Source organism: Umezawaea sp. Da 62-37, assembly GCF_032460545.1.
Lineage (GTDB): Bacteria > Actinomycetota > Actinomycetes > Mycobacteriales > Pseudonocardiaceae > Umezawaea.
On the sequence record NZ_CP135965.1, the window covers coordinates 11,420,715 to 11,436,331 of the forward strand.

General features: G+C 73.3%; 13 protein-coding genes. 5 read left to right on the plus strand and 8 right to left on the minus strand.

Annotation, left to right across the window (positions count from 1 at the left end; genetic code table 11):
- Positions 1 to 4: 4 nt before the first annotated feature.
- Positions 5 to 1,069, plus strand: a complete 1,065-nt coding sequence (locus RM788_RS51155; protein ID WP_315929068.1) for a DUF4037 domain-containing protein — start codon at positions 5 to 7, stop codon at positions 1,067 to 1,069.
- A gap of 3 nt (positions 1,070 to 1,072) precedes the next feature.
- On the opposite strand, the gene RM788_RS51160 is transcribed toward RM788_RS51155, so the two are convergent.
- Both RM788_RS51160 and RM788_RS51165 read right to left on the minus strand, forming a co-directional pair.
- Positions 1,073 to 1,909, minus strand: a complete 837-nt coding sequence (locus RM788_RS51160; RefSeq protein WP_315929069.1) for an undecaprenyl-diphosphate phosphatase — start codon at positions 1,907 to 1,909, stop codon at positions 1,073 to 1,075.
- Between the two features lie 242 nt (positions 1,910 to 2,151).
- Entirely contained in the window at positions 2,152 to 3,027 is an 876-nt protein-coding gene (locus RM788_RS51165) for an alpha/beta hydrolase (RefSeq protein WP_315929070.1), read from the minus strand.
- A 125-nt stretch (positions 3,028 to 3,152) separates the two neighbouring features.
- Here RM788_RS51165 and RM788_RS51170 point away from each other — a divergent pair, with 125 nt between their 5' ends.
- Positions 3,153 to 4,109: a TetR/AcrR family transcriptional regulator C-terminal domain-containing protein gene (locus RM788_RS51170; protein ID WP_315929071.1), complete on the plus strand. Its 957-nt coding sequence runs from the start codon at positions 3,153 to 3,155 to the stop codon at positions 4,107 to 4,109.
- A gap of 42 nt (positions 4,110 to 4,151) precedes the next feature.
- Here the strand turns inward: RM788_RS51170 and RM788_RS51175 are convergent, their stop codons facing one another.
- Positions 4,152 to 4,529: a hypothetical protein gene (locus RM788_RS51175; RefSeq protein WP_315929072.1), complete on the minus strand. Its 378-nt coding sequence runs from the start codon at positions 4,527 to 4,529 to the stop codon at positions 4,152 to 4,154.
- Between the two features lie 59 nt (positions 4,530 to 4,588).
- Positions 4,589 to 7,000, minus strand: a complete 2,412-nt coding sequence (locus tag RM788_RS51180) for a tetratricopeptide repeat protein (RefSeq protein WP_315929073.1) — start codon at positions 6,998 to 7,000, stop codon at positions 4,589 to 4,591.
- Positions 7,001 to 7,229: 229 nt separating this feature from the next.
- Here RM788_RS51180 and RM788_RS51185 point away from each other — a divergent pair, with 229 nt between their 5' ends.
- Complete coding sequence (locus tag RM788_RS51185; RefSeq protein WP_315929074.1) at positions 7,230 to 8,123, plus strand: alpha/beta fold hydrolase; 894 nt, start codon at positions 7,230 to 7,232, stop codon at positions 8,121 to 8,123.
- Between the two features lie 3 nt (positions 8,124 to 8,126).
- Here the strand turns inward: RM788_RS51185 and RM788_RS51190 are convergent, their stop codons facing one another.
- The gene (locus tag RM788_RS51190; protein ID WP_315929075.1) at positions 8,127 to 9,008 is read right to left on the minus strand and encodes a LysR family transcriptional regulator; all 882 of its coding nucleotides are present in this window, start codon (positions 9,006 to 9,008) and stop codon (positions 8,127 to 8,129) included.
- 168 nt (positions 9,009 to 9,176) lie between these two features.
- On the opposite strand from RM788_RS51190, the gene RM788_RS51195 reads away from it, so the two are divergent.
- Positions 9,177 to 9,920 carry an SDR family oxidoreductase gene (locus RM788_RS51195; protein ID WP_315929076.1) on the plus strand — a complete coding sequence of 248 codons (744 nt, stop codon included), beginning with the start codon at positions 9,177 to 9,179 and terminating at the stop codon, positions 9,918 to 9,920.
- 42 nt (positions 9,921 to 9,962) lie between these two features.
- On the opposite strand, the gene RM788_RS51200 is transcribed toward RM788_RS51195, so the two are convergent.
- Complete coding sequence (locus RM788_RS51200) at positions 9,963 to 11,291, minus strand: aspartate aminotransferase family protein (RefSeq protein ID WP_315929077.1); 1,329 nt, start codon at positions 11,289 to 11,291, stop codon at positions 9,963 to 9,965.
- 86 nt (positions 11,292 to 11,377) lie between these two features.
- On the opposite strand from RM788_RS51200, the gene RM788_RS51205 reads away from it, so the two are divergent.
- Positions 11,378 to 12,277, plus strand: a complete 900-nt coding sequence (locus tag RM788_RS51205; protein WP_315929078.1) for a LysR family transcriptional regulator — start codon at positions 11,378 to 11,380, stop codon at positions 12,275 to 12,277.
- Between the two features lie 21 nt (positions 12,278 to 12,298).
- Here the strand turns inward: RM788_RS51205 and RM788_RS51210 are convergent, their stop codons facing one another.
- A complete protein-coding gene (locus RM788_RS51210; RefSeq protein ID WP_315929079.1) occupies positions 12,299 to 14,116 on the minus strand; it encodes an NAD(P)/FAD-dependent oxidoreductase in 1,818 nt (605 codons plus the stop codon).
- On the minus strand, positions 14,116 to 15,519 hold the full coding sequence (locus RM788_RS51215; protein ID WP_315929080.1) for a GAF domain-containing protein: 1,404 nt from the start codon (positions 15,517 to 15,519) through the stop codon (positions 14,116 to 14,118). The genes RM788_RS51210 and RM788_RS51215 overlap by 1 nt, the downstream gene beginning before the upstream one ends.
- Between the last annotated feature and the right edge of the window lie 98 nt (positions 15,520 to 15,617).

The following is a 15,617-nucleotide window of genomic DNA, read 5'->3' on the forward strand; positions in this document are numbered from 1 at the left end:
CGGGGTGACACGAGCATTCATCCCCGGTCTCGAACTGGCCGAGCTGTTCCACGCCGAGGTCGTCGCCCCGATCGCGGCCAAGGCCCTGGTCGGGGTGCCGCACTCGGTGGCGCTGATCGGCTGGGGTTCGGAGGTGCAGGGCTTCGACACGGAGCGCTCCACCGACCACGCCTGGGGGCCGCGCCTGCAACTGTTCCTCGGGCCCGACGACTTCGCCGCCCGCGCCGACGACCTGGACGCCCTGCTCGACCGGGAGCTGCCCGTCGAGTTCCGCGGCTACCCGGTCCGCTTCCCCTTCCCGGCGGGTGCGCCCGCCCGGCACTGGGTGCACGTCACGGACGTGCGGGCGTACTTCACCGAGCAGTTGGGCGTGGATCCCGGAGACGGCCTGACGGCCTCCGCCTGGCTGACCGTCCCGACCCAGGTCCTGCGCGAGCTGACCGGTGGCGCGGTCTTCCACGACGGCCTCGGCCTCCTGGAGCCCTACCGGGAGCTGCTGGCCTGGTACCCGGACGACGTGTGGCGGCACGTCCTGGCCGCCCAGTGGATGCGCCTGTCCCAGGAGGAGCCGTTCGTGGGCCGCTGCGGCGAGGTCGGCGACGACCTCGGCTCCGCGGTGGTGGCCGCCCGGCAGGTCCGCGACCTGATGAAGCTGTGCCTGCTGGTGAACCGGGTCTACCCGCCCTACGGCAAGTGGCTGGGCACCGCCTTCGCCGCCCTGCCCCGCGCCGCCGAGCTGACGCCGCACCTGTCCGCCGCCCTGGCCGCGCGGAGCTGGCAGGACCGGGAGCGGCACCTCTCAGCCGCCTACGAGATCGCCGCCGCGCTGCACAACGGGCTCGGCCTCACCGAACCGGTGGACGGCGGCGTCCGCTACTTCCACGACCGGCCGTTCCGGGTCCTGGACGCCCACCGGTTCACCGACGCGCTCGTCGCGACGATCGGCGATCCGGCCATCCGGGCCCTGCCGCCGGTCGGCGCGATCGACCAGTACGTCGACAACACCGACCTCACCGACCGGCGGAACGCCGACCGGCGCCGCCGCTACGTCGCGGGCCCCGGCCTCTGACCGTCAGGCCGTGAGGACGCCGGTGCCCAGCAGGCCGAACAGCAGCAGGCCGATGACGATCCGGTAGACAACGAAGGCGTTGAAGGTGTGGTTGGCGACGAACTTGAGCAGCCAGGCGATCGAGGCGTAGGCCACGACGAACGACACGAGCGTGCCGACGGCCAGGGGCGCGGTGTCGACGCCTGCGCCGAGGGCGTCCTTGAGCTCGTAGATGCCCGCTCCGGTGAGGGCCGGGATGCCGAGGAAGAACGACAACCTGGTGGCGGCGACCCGGTCGAGGTCGAGGATGAGGCCGGTGGACATGGTGGCGCCGGAGCGGGAGAAGCCGGGGAACAGCAGGGCGAGGATCTGCGAGGAGCCGACGAGCATGGCGTCCTTGAACGTCGTGTCGGCTTCGCCGCGGGTGCGCTTGCCCATCCGGTCCGCCGCCCACATCAGGCCGCTGCCGACGATCAGCGAGCCCGCGACGACCCACAGGGATGCCAGGGTGCCCTCGATGAGGGGTTTGGCGGCCAGCCCGACGACCACGATGGGGATGGTGGCGAAGATGACCCACCAGGCGAACTTGTAGTCGTGGCCGCCGCGTTCCTCGCGGTCGCGCAGTCCGCGGAACCAGGCGCCGACGATCCGGACGATGTCCTTGAAGAAGTAGACGAGCACGGCGGCGATGGCGCCGACCTGGATGACGGCGGTGAACGCGACGACGGCCTTGTCGTCGACCGGGATGTCCATCAGGCCCTCGGTGATCTTGAGGTGTCCGGTGGAGGACACGGGGAGGAACTCGGTCACCCCCTCGACCACGCCCAGGACCACGGCTTGTCCGATGCTGATCGCGCTCACGTGCGCTGCCTTTCCGGGGGATGCCGGTACCGGAGTCCCGGTGCCGGAGCAGAACGACGAAGACCGCGCGCAGGGTAGCTGGCCGCGGCCGCCGCCGATCGCCTGCGGTGCGCGACACCGGGACCCGGCACCGGTTTTCCGGCGAAATGTCCGAAGAGGACGAAGACCGGCGGTGGCGGGGCAGCGCCGATGCCGTCCGCGGGCCGGTCGACGGCCCTCCCCGGATGACCGCGCCCGCCGCGTCAGCGGCTGAGGAGTCCGGCCAGGACGTCCACCAGGTCGGGCCGGTCGAGCGGGCCGACGTGGGGAGCGGCGATGCTCCGCACGTCGGTCGGGTTGTCCGGGGTGAGGCGGTCGGCCTCGGCGATGAACCGGTCCTGCAACGCGGGCGGGATCAGCCGGTCGAGGGTGAAGCGCACGTACGTCCGGGGGATCCGGCCCCACGTCCGCGCCTCGCCGCGCGCCTCGGTCAGCGGGATGGCCGCGGTCTCGTCCGGTTCGAGCGTGGTGAGCAGCCTGCTCACCCCCTCGTCGGTGAAGCCGCCCGCGAGGCACCGCCGGACGGTGTCGAACACCTCGGGATCGGCCGAGCGCCAGTTGATCCTGGTCACCCCCAGCACCTGCGGGTCGGAGACGACCACCGCCTGCACCAGGTGGAGCAGGCTGTCGGCGTTCTCCGGCGTGGCGAGGTAGGCGGTCATGGTCGGCAGGTCCACGCAGCAGTACGCCGCGAGGTACACCACCCGGTCGAGCAGCTCCGGAATCGCGTTGCCGACCCTGCTCACGGTGACACCTCCCTGCCCGGCGCCCGCCAGGACCACCGGCCCGTGGCGGCGGGCGCGGCGCACGACGTGCACGACGCGCTCGATGTAGTCGTCGACGGTGATCCCGGCGAGCGGCGACGGCTCGGTCGCCAGCGCGTCGAGGTCCTGCGGTGCCCGGTAGGAGCGCGGGTGGAACGCCTCGGTGCCGTGTCCGGGGAGGTCGACGGCCACGGCCCGGTGCCCGCGCAGGGTGAGTTCGGTGATCAGCCCCGCGCACAAGGCCGACGAGGAGTTGCTGCCGTGGACGAGCACGAGGGTGGGCCGCGTGGTGTCGTACGCCGTATCGATTGTCATGCCGTGACGGTATCGACGCCCTGGTGGAATTGGGCTTGTTCCTAGTGCATCCAGCGAGGAAGTGCACTGTGGCTGTGACGAGTGAACTAGTACACTCGGCGGTCCACCGACGGATCGGGGATCCCATGTCGTCGCAGCGCCCGGACCCGCCCTACCGGCGGATCGTCGCGGAGCTCCGCGCCCGGATCCTGACGGGCGACCTGCGGCCCGGTGACCGGCTGCCGTCGATCCGGCAGATCGCCCGGCGGCAGGACGTCGCGATCGCGACCGCGACCAAGGTGGTGGCGGCCCTGCGCGAGGAGGGGCTGGTCGAGCCGAAGGTCGGTTCGGGCACCGTGGTCGGTCGCGGGGTCCGCCCGGCCGGTCCGATCAGGACACCGCCGCCGCGAGCACGATCGGCGGGAGTCCCCAGGCGGGCGTCGGACCGGGCGCACGTCCTGCGCGCCGCCGTCGCGATAGCCGATGTCGAGGGGCTCGACGCCGTGTCCATGCGGCGGCTCGCGGCCGAACTCGGCGTCGGTCCCATGTCGCTGTACCGGCACGTGGCGAACAAGGACGAACTGGTGGCGCGGATGGTCGACGAGGTCTTCGGCGGCGCGGTGCTGCCCGACCCCGGACCGGAAGGGTGGCGGGCCAAGCTCGAACTGGTCGCCCGCGAGCAGTGGGAGCTGTGCCGTCGGCACCCCTGGCTGCCGAAGGCCATCTCGTTCACCCGCCCCGCGCTCGTGCCCAACGCGATGGCGCACACCGAGTGGACCCTGCGCGCGCTCGACGGCCTCGGGCTGCCCGTCGCGACGCGGATCCGCGAAGCGCTCACGCTGCACGGGCTGGTCGTCACCGTCGCGCTGTCGATGGCGGCGGAGATCGAGGCGGAGCAGGAGACCGGTGTGCACCTGGACCAGTGGTGGCTGACCCGGCGGCAGCGGGCGGAGGAACTGCTGGGCACCGGCCGGTTCCCCCTGCTGGCGGCGGTCCCGGCGGAAACGGCGTCGGACCTGGACGGGCTGTTCGAGTACGGCATGGCCCGACACCTCGACGGTTTCGCGGCCCTGGTGGAGGACCACGCGCGGACGCCGTCGTAGGAGGGTCCGCCCCGCGCCCTCACCAGGGGCGCGGTGTCCTCGTCAGGCCAGCCACCGCCGAGCGGCGTCGGCGCAGTCCTCGGGGGTGCTGTTGAAGGCGATCGCCGCGTCGGGCGCGTGCCGCCGAACGAGGTTGACCACCTTCTCGAAGAGTCCGAGCAACGGCTCGTGCGTGCGGATGCCGCCGCCGATGACCACGCAGGCGTGCTCCGAGCCGGTCAGCGCCTCCACGATCGCCCCCTCGGGGTCGTCGTCGAGTGCGACCAGGCACCAGTCGGCCTCGATGCCGTAGTCGTCGAACCGCGCCCGCCCCCTGGCCAGCGCCGCCTGGACCGGCTCCGGGTCCCAGCCCTCGAGCCTGGCGGGGTCGACGCCGATCACGAGCACCCGTGCCGCGGTCACGCCTTCTTCTCGGGACACCTCCGGAAGCTACCGCACACCTCGGTGACCGGGACCGGAACGTGTGCGGGCTTCCGGTGTCAGAGCCGGGCGGCGACCAGGTCGTCCCGGAGCCGGTCGGCCTCGGGCAGGCCGAGGTCGGTGTAGAGGGTCAGGGCGCGCCGGTAGTGGTGGCCCGCGTCGACCGGCTCGTCGAGCGCCTCGTGAGCGCGGCCGAGACCGGTGTGGGCGCGGGCCTGCTGCTGCCGGTGTTCGACGTCGGCGGCGATGGCGCCCGCGGCGGTGTGGTGGGTGATGGCCTCGGCGGGGCTGCCCGCGGCCCGCGCGGCGTCGCCGAAACCGTTGAGAGCCCATGCTTCCCCTTCGCGGTCGCCGTTCTCGCGGTGCAGGGCGAGGGCGTTCCGGTGGTGCTCGGCGGCCCGGTCCGGCCTGTCGAGGCGGGTGTTCAGGGTGCCGAGGCAGTCCAGCACGTGCGCCTCGCCGCGGCGGTCGCCGGTCTGCCGGAACAACTCCAGCGCCCGCCGGTGGTGGTCGCCCGCCCGTCCGTGGTGGCCGAGCCGCAGGTCGACGTGGCCGAGGTTGCCCAAAACGCGGGCCTCGTTGGGGATGTCGCCGGTCTGCCGGAACAGCGCCAGCGCCCGCTCGTGGTGGTCGGTGGCGGACCGGTAGCGGCCCAGCCACATCTCGACGAGGCCGAGGACGTTGAGCGCGCGGGCCCGGCCGGTCCGGTCGTCGGTGTGCCGGAACAGTTCCAGCGCCCGCCGGAGGTGGTCGCCCGCCTGCGCGTACCGCCCCGACCGCAGGTGGGTGAGGCCCAGGCTCGCCGACGCCCGCGCCTGTCCCACCACGTCGCCGGTGGAGCGGGCGACCTGGTGGGCGTGGCCGTGGATCGCGACGGCGTCGGCGTGGTGCCCACCGGCGAGGTAGCGCCACAGGGTCGTGGACAGCCGCGTGGTGTGGGTGGGCCAGCCGCGGGCCGCGGTGTGCCCGGCCACGGCGACGAGGGCGGGGCGCTCGACGTCCAGCCAGGCCAGGGCATCGGCCGCGGTGGTGAAGACGGGCGGGGACCGGCGGTCCGACTCGGCGGGGAACAGCGTGGCGACGGCGGCGGCCGAGGTGGTGAGGTAGTGGTCGAACAGCCGGGTCAGCGCCGCGCGTTGGGCGGTCGGCGGCTCCTCGTCGTCGGCTCGGCCCGCTGCGTGGGAGCGGACCAGGTCGTGGAACGCGTAGCGGTCCGGCGCCGGGGTCCGCAGCAGGTTGTCGCCGCCGAGCCTGCGCAGGCGCTCGTGCGCCGCGCTCAGCCCGCTGCCCGCCAGCGCGGCCGCCGCGGGCCCGTCGAAGTCGTGTCCGGGGTGGAGCGCGAGCAGCCGGAGCAGGTGCCGTTCGGCGGGTGGCAGGTGCCGGTAGGACACGTCGAGGGCGAGTTCGACGGCGGTGTCCAGCCGCCGGTCGTCGCGGCGCTTGTCGAGCCGGTCGGCGTGGTCGGTCAGCGTCCAGCCGGACAGCCCGCCCATGTGCGCGGCGACCAGGCCCAGCGCGAGCGGGAGGTGTCCGCACCGCCGCGCGATCCGGGACAGGGCCTCCGGGTCGGGTCCGACGGGGATCGCCGGCACGGCTTGGCGGAGGAACCGCTCGGCGTCCGACGGCGGGAACACGTCCAGGTCGAGGTGGGCGGCGGTGCCCAGGCCGGTGAGGCGCCTGCGGCTGGTCACCAGGGTCAGGCAGCCGGGACCGGTCGCGGTCAACGGCCGGACCTGGTCGCTGTCGGCCGCGTTGTCCAGCACCACCAGCGTTCGGCTGTCCGCGAGGCGGTCGCGGTAGACCGCCGCCCGGCCCGCGGGATCGCGCGGGAGCTGCCGGGCGGGCACGCCCAGCAGGCGCAGGAAGGCGCCGAGCACGGCGGTCGGGTCGGCGGGAGGACCGGCGGGGTCGGTGTCGAAGCCGCGCAGGGCGGCGAAGAGGACCCGGTCGAACCGCCGCTCGTCGACCAGCAGCCCGCCCGCGCGCACGGCGAGCCCGGTCTTGCCGACGCCCGCCATGCCCGAGATCACGACGACCGGCTGCCGGTCCGCCGCCGCACGACGGATCCGGTCCACCTCGTCGTCGCGACCGGTGAAGGCGGGCACGTCCCGCGGCAGACGGTCCTGGACGTGCGCCCGCGAAGCCGCCGCCGGGTCGCCGATCACGCGCAACGCCCGCCGCCAACGGGCCGTGTAGCCGGGATCGGGGTGCAGCGCCCCGACCACGGCGAGCACCAGATCGGTGTTGAGCCGCCGCCGTCCCGGCCGGAAGCAGTCCGCCACGGTGGACTTGCCCGCCAGTTCGGCCGCGGGCCTGCCCGCCGCGGACCAGGCGCCGTTGACGCGGTCCTTGATGGACTCGTACGAGGGGTCGCCCGCCCAGACCTTCAAGCGCCGCAACGCGGTGGCGAACTCGTCCAGCGAGTCGCACCGGCCGGGATCCGGCAGCTCGCCGGACTTCCACGTTGGCAACTCGGACTCACATCCCCGGACCGCGCGGACCTTCGGAGCACCGAAGGGTAGCGGGACCACGGGCGGCGGACTCCGGTCGCACTCCCGAGGCCATCCGGATTCGTCCGGGATCCGTCCGCCCCGGTACGGCGGCCGTTAGCTTCCTAGCCGCCGGGACCGCCGCTGGAAAGCGCCCACCCGTGCCCGCGAGACCCCGAGCGCACACCACCACCGAACGAAGGCCGATACGTTGCCGCCCACTGCTTCCCGATCGCGCACCGCCCTCACCCTGTCCTGCGTCGCACTGGTCGGGACACTGCTCGCCGCCTGCGACGAGGAGTCCGAGGACTCGGCGTCGGAGACGTCCACCGCCGGGCAACCGGTCACGGGTCCCGCGAAGATCACCGTCGACGGGTACTCCGTGAACGTGGACTGCTCCGGTCCGTCGGCGGGAGGTCCGACGGTCGTGCTGCTGGCGGGTCTGGGCGACCCGCTGGAGAAGCTGGCCGACCTGCGCAAGGGCCTCGGCGAGGGGACCAGGGTCTGCGCGTACGACCGGCTCGGGGAAGGCGCGAGCGACCAGCCGAGGGACCCGCAGACCATTGAGTCCAGCGGCCGGATCCTGACCGGCGTGCTCTCCCAGGTCTCGGGCGACGGCCCGGTCGTCCTCGTCGGGCACTCGCTGGGCGGCCTGATCGCCGCCCGGTACGCGCCCGACCACCAGGACGAGGTCAAGGGCCTCGTCCTGCTGGACGCCACGTCGCCCACGGCGGTCGCGGACACCTCGACCCTGATCCCCGAGTCGGAGACCGGCCCGGCCGCCGAGGTGCGGGCCCAGTTGGTCGCCACGGCCAAGGGGGACAACCCCGAGAAGTTCCTCATCGTCGACGGCGAGGTGCGGTCCGCCGGCGCCATCCCGGTGGAGGTCGTCCAGCACGGGAAGCCGGTGTTCGCGGAACTCCCCGTCTACGGTCCCGACCTGGACCGGCAGTGGGCGGAAGGGCAGGCGAAGTGGCTGGCGGTGTCCAGCGGCAGTACGCCGAGCACCGCGGCGGAGAGCGGCCACTACGTCTACGTCGACCAGCCGGACATCGCCGTGCAGGCGATCCAGCGGGTGGTCGCCGAGGTCGCGCGGTCCAAGTGACGCCTACGCCGATCCGGTGAGGTGCGCCCGCGCCGAGTCGCGGAAGACGGCGACCAGCGGGTTCGGGTCGTCGACGCGGGTGGCGAGCACGACCCGGTACGGCTCGTCTCCCGCGATCGGGACGGTCGTGACGTCCCGGCGCAGGGTGCTGCGCCGGTCGCCCGCGGGCAGGACGGCGACGGCCAGACCGGCCGCGACGAGTTCGAGCTTGTCCTCGTAGCGCTCGACGACGGGACCTGGGGGCGCGCCGAACGCGGCGGCGGTGCCGGTGCAGGGGACCAGGTCCTCGGTGGCGAAGTCGTCCGGGGTGATCGACTCCTTGCCCGCCAGGCGGTGCGACGTGGGCACGAGGAGCACCCGCGGCTCGTCGTACAGCACGGTCAGGCGCAGGTGGTCGGTCGGGAACGGCAGCGGCACCCGTGCGACGAGCGCGTCCACCCGTCGTTCCGGCAGGGCCAGGGCGTCGGGCCACTCCAGGTGGTGGGTGCGCACCAGGGCGTCGGGGTGGCGGTAGCGCAGTTCGCGCACCGCGGGCGTGATGACGAGGTCCTCGACGTACCCGATGGAGATCTCGTGCGGCGGCGCGGCGGCCCGTGCGGTGAGCGTCGCCTCGTGGGCGGCCCGGAGCAGCGCCCGCGCCCGCGGCAGGAACACCCGGCCCGCCTCGGTGAGGCGGCTGCCCTGCGGTGTCCGGTCGAACAGGCGGACGCCGACCTGCTCCTCCAGCCGCTGGATCTGGCGGCTGAGCGAGGGCTGGGCGACGCGCAGCGCGACGGCCGCGCGGCCGAAGTTGAGGTGTTCCGCCACGACCGTGAAGTAGCCGACCAGCCGCAGGTCGAGGTCCGAACCGGGCGGGGCACCCGCGGTGGAACGGGTATCGGTCATGAATCGAGCCTACCCGGCGGAATCGTCATGCGCCGGGCGCATGACGGGGTGCGGAAGAGGTCTTGGACGGCCGCTCGAAACCGGTTTCCAATGGAATCGCGCTCGGATGCGAATCCGCGTCGGGCGGGAATTCGACTACCGGTTCACCGGCGGGAAAAGGGGCTCGACATGGGCAGGTACGACGGCAGGAACGTCGTGATCACGGGAGGGAGCAGCGGACTCGGCTTCGCGATGGCCTCGCTGCTGGTGGACGGCGGGGCGCGCGTCCTCATCACCGGACGCGGCCAGGACGCGCTGGACTCCGCGCGGGAACGGCTCGGCGGGAACGCGGTCGCGGTCCGGAGCGACGCCGCCTCGCTTTCGGACGTGGCCGCGCTGGCCGACCGGGTGAAAAGCGAGTTCGGCACCCTCGACGCCCTTTTCGTGAATGCGGGCATCACCGATTTCGTCCCGTTCGAGGCGATGACGGAGGAGGTGTACGACGACCTGTTCGCGGTGAACGCCAAAGGGCCGTACTTCACCGTCCAGAAGCTCGCCCCGCTGCTGTCCTCCGGCAGCGGCGTCGTGCTGACCACCTCGATCGTGAACGTGCTGGGCGTGCCGTCGATCAGCGCGTACGCGGCCAGCAAGGCCGCCCTGCGGTCGATGGTCCGCGGCATGGCCCGCGAGCTGCTGCCGAGGGGGATCCGCGTCAACGCCGTGAGCCCCGGCCCCATCGAGACGGGGATCCTGGCGAAGACGATGCCGAAGGAGGCCGCCGAGCAGTTCAAGGCGCAGATGACCGCGGATGTCCCCATGCTGCGGTTCGGCGACCCCGCCGAGGTCGCCAGGGCTGCCGCGTTCCTCGCGTTCGACGCCACGTACACCACCGGCGCCGAGCTGGCCGTGGACGGCGGCGGCTCCCAGCTCTGAGAAGGCGGGCGGTGGTCGGCTTAGTCGACCACCGCCGACCGTTCAGGACAGCCGGGCGGTCGCGTCGGTGATGGCCTGGTCCAGGATGTCCAGGCCCAGCGCCAGTTCCTCCTCCGTCGCGGTCAGCGGCGGCGCGATCCGGAACACCCCGCCCATGCCCGGCAGCTGGACGATGTTCATGTGCAGGCCCAGTTCCAGGCAGCGCCGGGTGACGGCCGCGCCCAGCTCGTCGGAACTCTCCTTGGTCTCCCTGTCCACGACGAGTTCCAGCCCCGCCAGCAGGCCGCGGCCCCGGACGTCCCCGACGACCCGGTGCCGTTCGGCGATGCGGTCCAGGCCGGCGCGCAGCACGCCGCCGAGCACGACCGCGCGCTCGTCGAGGCGGTCGCGGGTCAGGACGTCGAGCACGGTGTTGCCGACGCCGGCGACCAGCGGGTCGGAGATGTGCGTGGTGAAGAACAGGAAACCGCGGTCGTGCGCCTCCTGCTCGATCTCGGCGCTGGTCAGCACCGCCGCCAGCGGCAGGCCCGCGCCGAGCGTCTTCGACAGCGTCAGGATGTCCGGGACGACGCCGTCGCGCTCGAACGCGTACCAGGTGCCCGTGCGGCACAGGCCGGTCTGGGCCTCGTCGAGGATCAGCAGCATCCCGCGTTCGCGGCACTTGTCGCGCAGCGCGGCGAAGTAGCCCGGCGGCGGTTCCAGGACGCCGCCCGAGGACAGGATCGGCTCGACCAGGCACGCGGCCAGGCTGCCCACGGACTGGGCGTCGACCATCTCGAACCCGAAGTCGAGCTGGCGCCGCCAGTCCAGCGAGCCGTCGGGGTGGGTGAAGTCCGGGCGGTAGGTGTTCGGCGCGGGGATGGCGAAGCTGCCCGGAGCGGACGGGCCGTAGCCCTTGCGGCCCGCGCTGTAGGTCGCGCTCGCCGCGGCCTGCGTCATGCCGTGCCACGACCGCGCGAACGACACGACCTCGTACTTGCCGGTGACGAGCTTCGCCATCCGGATCGCCGCCTCGTTCGACTCGGCGCCGGTGGTCAGCAGCATCGCCTTCTCCAGCGGCGCGGGCAGCGACTCGGCCAGCCGCCGGGCCAGGTCGACCACCGGGCGGCTCAGCATCCCGCTGAACAGGTGGTCCAGCGACCCGACCTGCCGCCGCACGGTCTCGACGATCTCCGGGTGCGAGTGGCCGAGGATCGCGCTCATCTGGCCGGAGGTGAAGTCGAGGATCCGTCGCCCGTCCTCGGTGTACAGGAAGCTCCCGGCGGCGCGGTCGATGATCTCGGGGGTGAACTCGCCGCCGTAGCGGACGAGGTGCCGTCGGGCGTCGGCCCAGAAGTCGGTGGACGTCGGTGCGGTGATCGGTGCGGCCATACCGGCGAAACTAGGTCCGTCCGAGCGACACGTCCATCTCACGATTCCGGCTGTGCTGTTCGACGGAACCGCACAACAATGGGCGGATGCTGAACCCCTGGCGGCTGCGGCTGCTGAGCCAGCTGGACATCCTGGGCACGGTCCGCGCGGTCGCCGAATCGGCCAACCTGAGCGCGTCCACGGTGTCCCAGCAGCTCGCCGTCCTGGAGGCGGAGACGCGCACCCAGCTGCTGGAGCGCACCGGCCGCCGGGTCCGGCTCACCCCCGCCGGGCTGATGCTGGCGCGGCGGGCCAGGGCGATCCTCGACCACATGGAGACCGTCGAGGGGGAGCTGCGCAGCCTCGGCGAGGAGCCCGCGGGGCTGGTGCGGGTCGGCGCGTTCCAGAGCGCGATCCACACCCTCGCCGTCCCGGCCGTGACGCGGCTGGCCCGCACCCACCCGCACATCGACGTGGAACTGCTGGAACTGGAGCCGCACGAGAGCATCCCGGCGCTGCGCGTCGGCGACGTCGACCTGATCATCACCACGCCGGACTTCGTCGAGCTGCCGCTGGGCCCCGACGTCGACGTCGTCCCGCTGGCCGCCGACTCCATCGTGCTCGTCGTGCCGTCCGACCACGCCGGCCGCGGCCCGGCCGACCTCGCCGCGTACGCCGCGGAGCCGTGGGCGTTCGACGTCCCGCAGTCCTACCTCGCGAACCTCGCCACCCGGCTGTGCCGCCAGGCCGGGTTCGAGCCGAGGGTCGTCTGCCGGTTCAGCAACTACATGCTGACGTTGCAGCACGTCGAGGCGGGCCTGTCCGTGGCGCTGCTGCCCGCGCTCGCCGTCGACCCCCGCTACCGCGTCGCCACCCGCGAACTCGCGCCCGCCGTCACCCGCACCATCACGGCCGTGATCCGCCGCGGCGTGCGGCCGCGCGCGGCGGTCAACCTGGTGCTGGACACCGTGCGGCAGCTGCCGCTCCCCGCGGCCGCCCCCGGGTGAGCGCGGGGGCGGCCGCGCCGGTCAGCTCGTGTGGTGCACCTCCGCCAGGCCGTACACTGGGGTCGGGATGCCCTCGTAGCGCGCCTTGAGCTGCAACGCCAGGTACAGCGAGTAGTGCCGCGACTGGTGCAGGTTGCCGCCGTGGAACCACAGCGCCTCCTGCCGGGTCGGCTTCCACATGTTGCGCTGCTCGCCCTCCCAGGGACCGGGGTCCTTGGTCGTCGCCGAGCCGAGGCCCCAGACCTTGCCGACCTCGTCGGCGACCTCCTGGGAGATCAGGTCGGCCGCCCAGCCGTTCATCGAGCCGTACCCGGTCGCGTACACGACCAGGTCGGCGGGCAGCTCCTCGCCGGAGGACAGCACCACGGAGTCCTCGGTGAGCCGCACGACGTCCACTCCGGACCGGAGCGCGATGTCGCCGTTGGCCACCAGTTCCGAGGCGCCCACGTCGATGTAGTAGCCGGAGCCGCGGCGCAGGTACTTCATGAACAGCCCCGAGTCGTCGTCGCCGTAGTCGAGCAGGAAACCGGCCCTCTCCAGCCGCGCGTAGAAGTCCGCGTCCACCTCGCGGATCTCGTCGTACACCGGGATCTGGAACTCGTGCATGATCCGGTAGGGCAGCGACGCGAACGTGAGGTCCGCCTTCTGCGTCGTCATCCCGGAGGCCACCGCCTCCTCGGAGTACAGGCCGCCCAGCGCGATCCGCATCAGCGAGTCCGACCGCACGATGTGCGTCGACGAGCGCTGCACCATCGTGACGTCGACGTCGTTCTCCCACAGCGCCGCGCAGATGTCGTGCGCGGAGTTGTTCGACCCGATCACGACCACCCGCTTGCCGCGGTAGGCGTCCGGTCCGGGGTGCCGCGAGGAGTGGTGCTGGTCGCCGCGGAACCGGTCGGCGCCCTCGAGCACCGGCACGTTCGCCTTGCCCGACATCCCGGTGGCGAGCACGAGTTCCTTGGGGCGCAACGTGATCTCCTCGCCGTCGCGCCGCACCACCACCTCCCACTCGTGCTTGTCGGCGTCGTAGGAGGCGCTCAACGCCTCGGTCGACGTCCAGTAGTTCAGCTCCATCACCCGCGCGTACATCTCCAGCCAGTCGCCGATCTTGTCCTTCGGCGCGAACACCGGCCAGTTCTTCGGGAAGTCCAGGTACGGCAGGTGGTCGTACCAGACCGGGTCGTGCAGGCACAGCGACTTGTACCGGCCCCGCCACGCGTCACCCGCGCGGGCGGCGCGCTCCACCACGATCGTCGGCACGCCGAGCTGCCGCAGCCGCGCCCCCAGCGCGATCCCGCCCTGCCCGCCGCCGATCACCAGGGTGTGCGGCTGCGTGGTGCGGCCGAGCTGCTCGGCCTCCTCGGCGCGCTGTTCGAGCCACGTCCTCCGGTCGCGGTTCGCGCCGTGCTCGGCACCTTTGGGGCGCCTGCCGCCCATCGGCTCCTCGTACCCGATCAGCTCGTGCATCGTCGTCAGCAGCGTCCACGCGGCGCCGTCGCGCAGCCGCAGGTGCCCGACGCACCGGCCGACGGACGTCTCGAACGCGATCCACGACTCGACCACGCCGTCGCCCGCGGCGGCCCCGCCCAGGTCGTCGGCGATCCGGAAGTCGTGCGCCCGCACCCGTTCCGAGGTCGCGGCGACCATGTCCCGCACGCCGTCGCGGCCCTCGACGGTGACGAGGTTCCAGGTGAACGCGATCAGGTCGCGCCAGTAGCTCTGCTCGCCGAACAGCCGCGCCACGGCGTCGGCGTCGTTCGACTCCAGCGCCGACTCGAAGTCCGCCAGCCACGTGGTGACCGCGGCTGCCGCGTCGGTCTGGTCGAGGGTCTCGGTCATCACGCGACTCCGGTTTCTCTCGGGGAAGTGCTAGCGGCCCGGAGTCGCCGCACGGCCGGGGCCGTGGACGCGGGCAGGAGCCGGTCGGGGGTGGCAGGGCGGCGCACCACGACGTCCACCCAGTCGGCGAAGCGGTACGGGCGGTGCAGCAGCAGGCCGCCGAGGTGGCGGCGCAGCCGGGAGACCTCGGCGCGCACGGCCAGCACGTGGTCGGGTGAGCCGAACAGGTCCTGCGACAGCTGGGCGCCGCTGCGGCCGTCGCGGGCGAACGCCAGCAGCAGCACCAGTTCCGCGTGCCGGGGGCTGAGCCGGTGCGACCACCGGCCGGACGCCGATACGACCGTGATCCGCGGCTGCCGCGGGTCCTCCAGCGCGATCTCGACGCGGGTCGACGCGGGTTCCGCCGCGTCGTCGGACAGCACGCGGACCAGCCAGCCGCCGGGCACCGGTTCGAGCGCGCACGCCCCGTACTCCGGGATCCAGACGTGGTCGCTGTCCCTGTCGGCGGGCAGCGCGATCCGCGCCACCGGCCGCACCCCGACGGAGGCCGCCACCCAGCCGTGCGGATCGGTCACCAGCACCGGGTCGCGGGTGCCCGCCAGCAGCGGCGACGCCGTCGCCCGCAGCGCGTCGAGCATCCCGTGGTGCTCCTCGCGCAGGAACGACTCGGCCATCCGCGCCGCCGCGTCCACCAGCGCGAGCGTGCTCGGGTGCACGGTCGCCGCCGCCCCGCTCACGTCCACCACGCCCAGCAGCCCGCCGTCGACCGGGTCGAGGATCGGCGCGGCAGCGCAGGTCCACGAGTGGTGCGACTTCACGAAGTGCTCGGCCGAGTAGATCTGCACCGGCCGCCCGACGGCGAGCGCGGTGCCGATCGCGTTCGTGCCGACGTGGCGCTCGCTCCAGTTCGCGCCGACCGCGAACCCCAGCCGCTCGGCGTGCCGCTGGATCTTCCGCGGCCCGTCCCGCCACAGCACCACGCCCTCGGCGTCGACCACCACCATCACGTGCCCCGCGTCCTCCGCGGCGGGCAGCAGCACGTCGCCCAGCACCGGCAGCGCGCGCGCCAGCTTTCCCCGGTGCCGCCGGTGCTCGACCTCGTCCGGGCCGATCGCGTCGGGCTGGTCCCCGCCGTGGTCGGGGTGCACACCGAACCCCAGCGTGCGCCGCCACGAGTCGCCGACCAGCGACCGCGGCGCGGCGGGAGGCCGTGCCCCGGACAGCGCCGCGTCCCGGATCCGCCGCAGCAGGTGCGCGTAGCGGCCGGGATCCTCTCCCGCGGGCACGGCGGCCTCGAACGGCCCGGACGGCGGCGTTGTGTCGTGGGTCACCCGTCGAGTGTCGCCCCGCAGCGCGGCGGGCACCACGGTCGTCATGCCCGCGAAAAGCGGTTCGCCGCGCATCGTCACCTGACCTCGCTGTCGGGTACCCGGCCTGCCCGGCAGACCGTCACCCACCCGACCGTCCGCGCGGAACCGTTGCAGCGGGGTTGCAACGGGCC

Excerpts from the sequence above, each read along its gene's own strand:
- RM788_RS51190 (WP_315929075.1), bottom strand. The coding sequence starts at position 9,008 with ATGACCGATACCCGTTCCACCGCGGGTGCCCCGCCCGGTTCGGACCTC.
- RM788_RS51170 (WP_315929071.1), top strand. The coding sequence starts at position 3,153 with ATGTCGTCGCAGCGCCCGGACCCGCCCTACCGGCGGATCGTCGCGGAG.
- RM788_RS51200 (WP_315929077.1), bottom strand. The coding sequence starts at position 11,291 with ATGGCCGCACCGATCACCGCACCGACGTCCACCGACTTCTGGGCCGAC.
- RM788_RS51165 (WP_315929070.1), bottom strand. The coding sequence starts at position 3,027 with ATGACAATCGATACGGCGTACGACACCACGCGGCCCACCCTCGTGCTC.
- RM788_RS51205 (WP_315929078.1), top strand. The coding sequence starts at position 11,378 with ATGCTGAACCCCTGGCGGCTGCGGCTGCTGAGCCAGCTGGACATCCTG.
- RM788_RS51215 (WP_315929080.1), bottom strand. The coding sequence starts at position 15,519 with ATGCGCGGCGAACCGCTTTTCGCGGGCATGACGACCGTGGTGCCCGCC.
- RM788_RS51210 (WP_315929079.1), bottom strand. The coding sequence starts at position 14,116 with ATGACCGAGACCCTCGACCAGACCGACGCGGCAGCCGCGGTCACCACG.
- RM788_RS51195 (WP_315929076.1), top strand. The coding sequence starts at position 9,177 with ATGGGCAGGTACGACGGCAGGAACGTCGTGATCACGGGAGGGAGCAGC.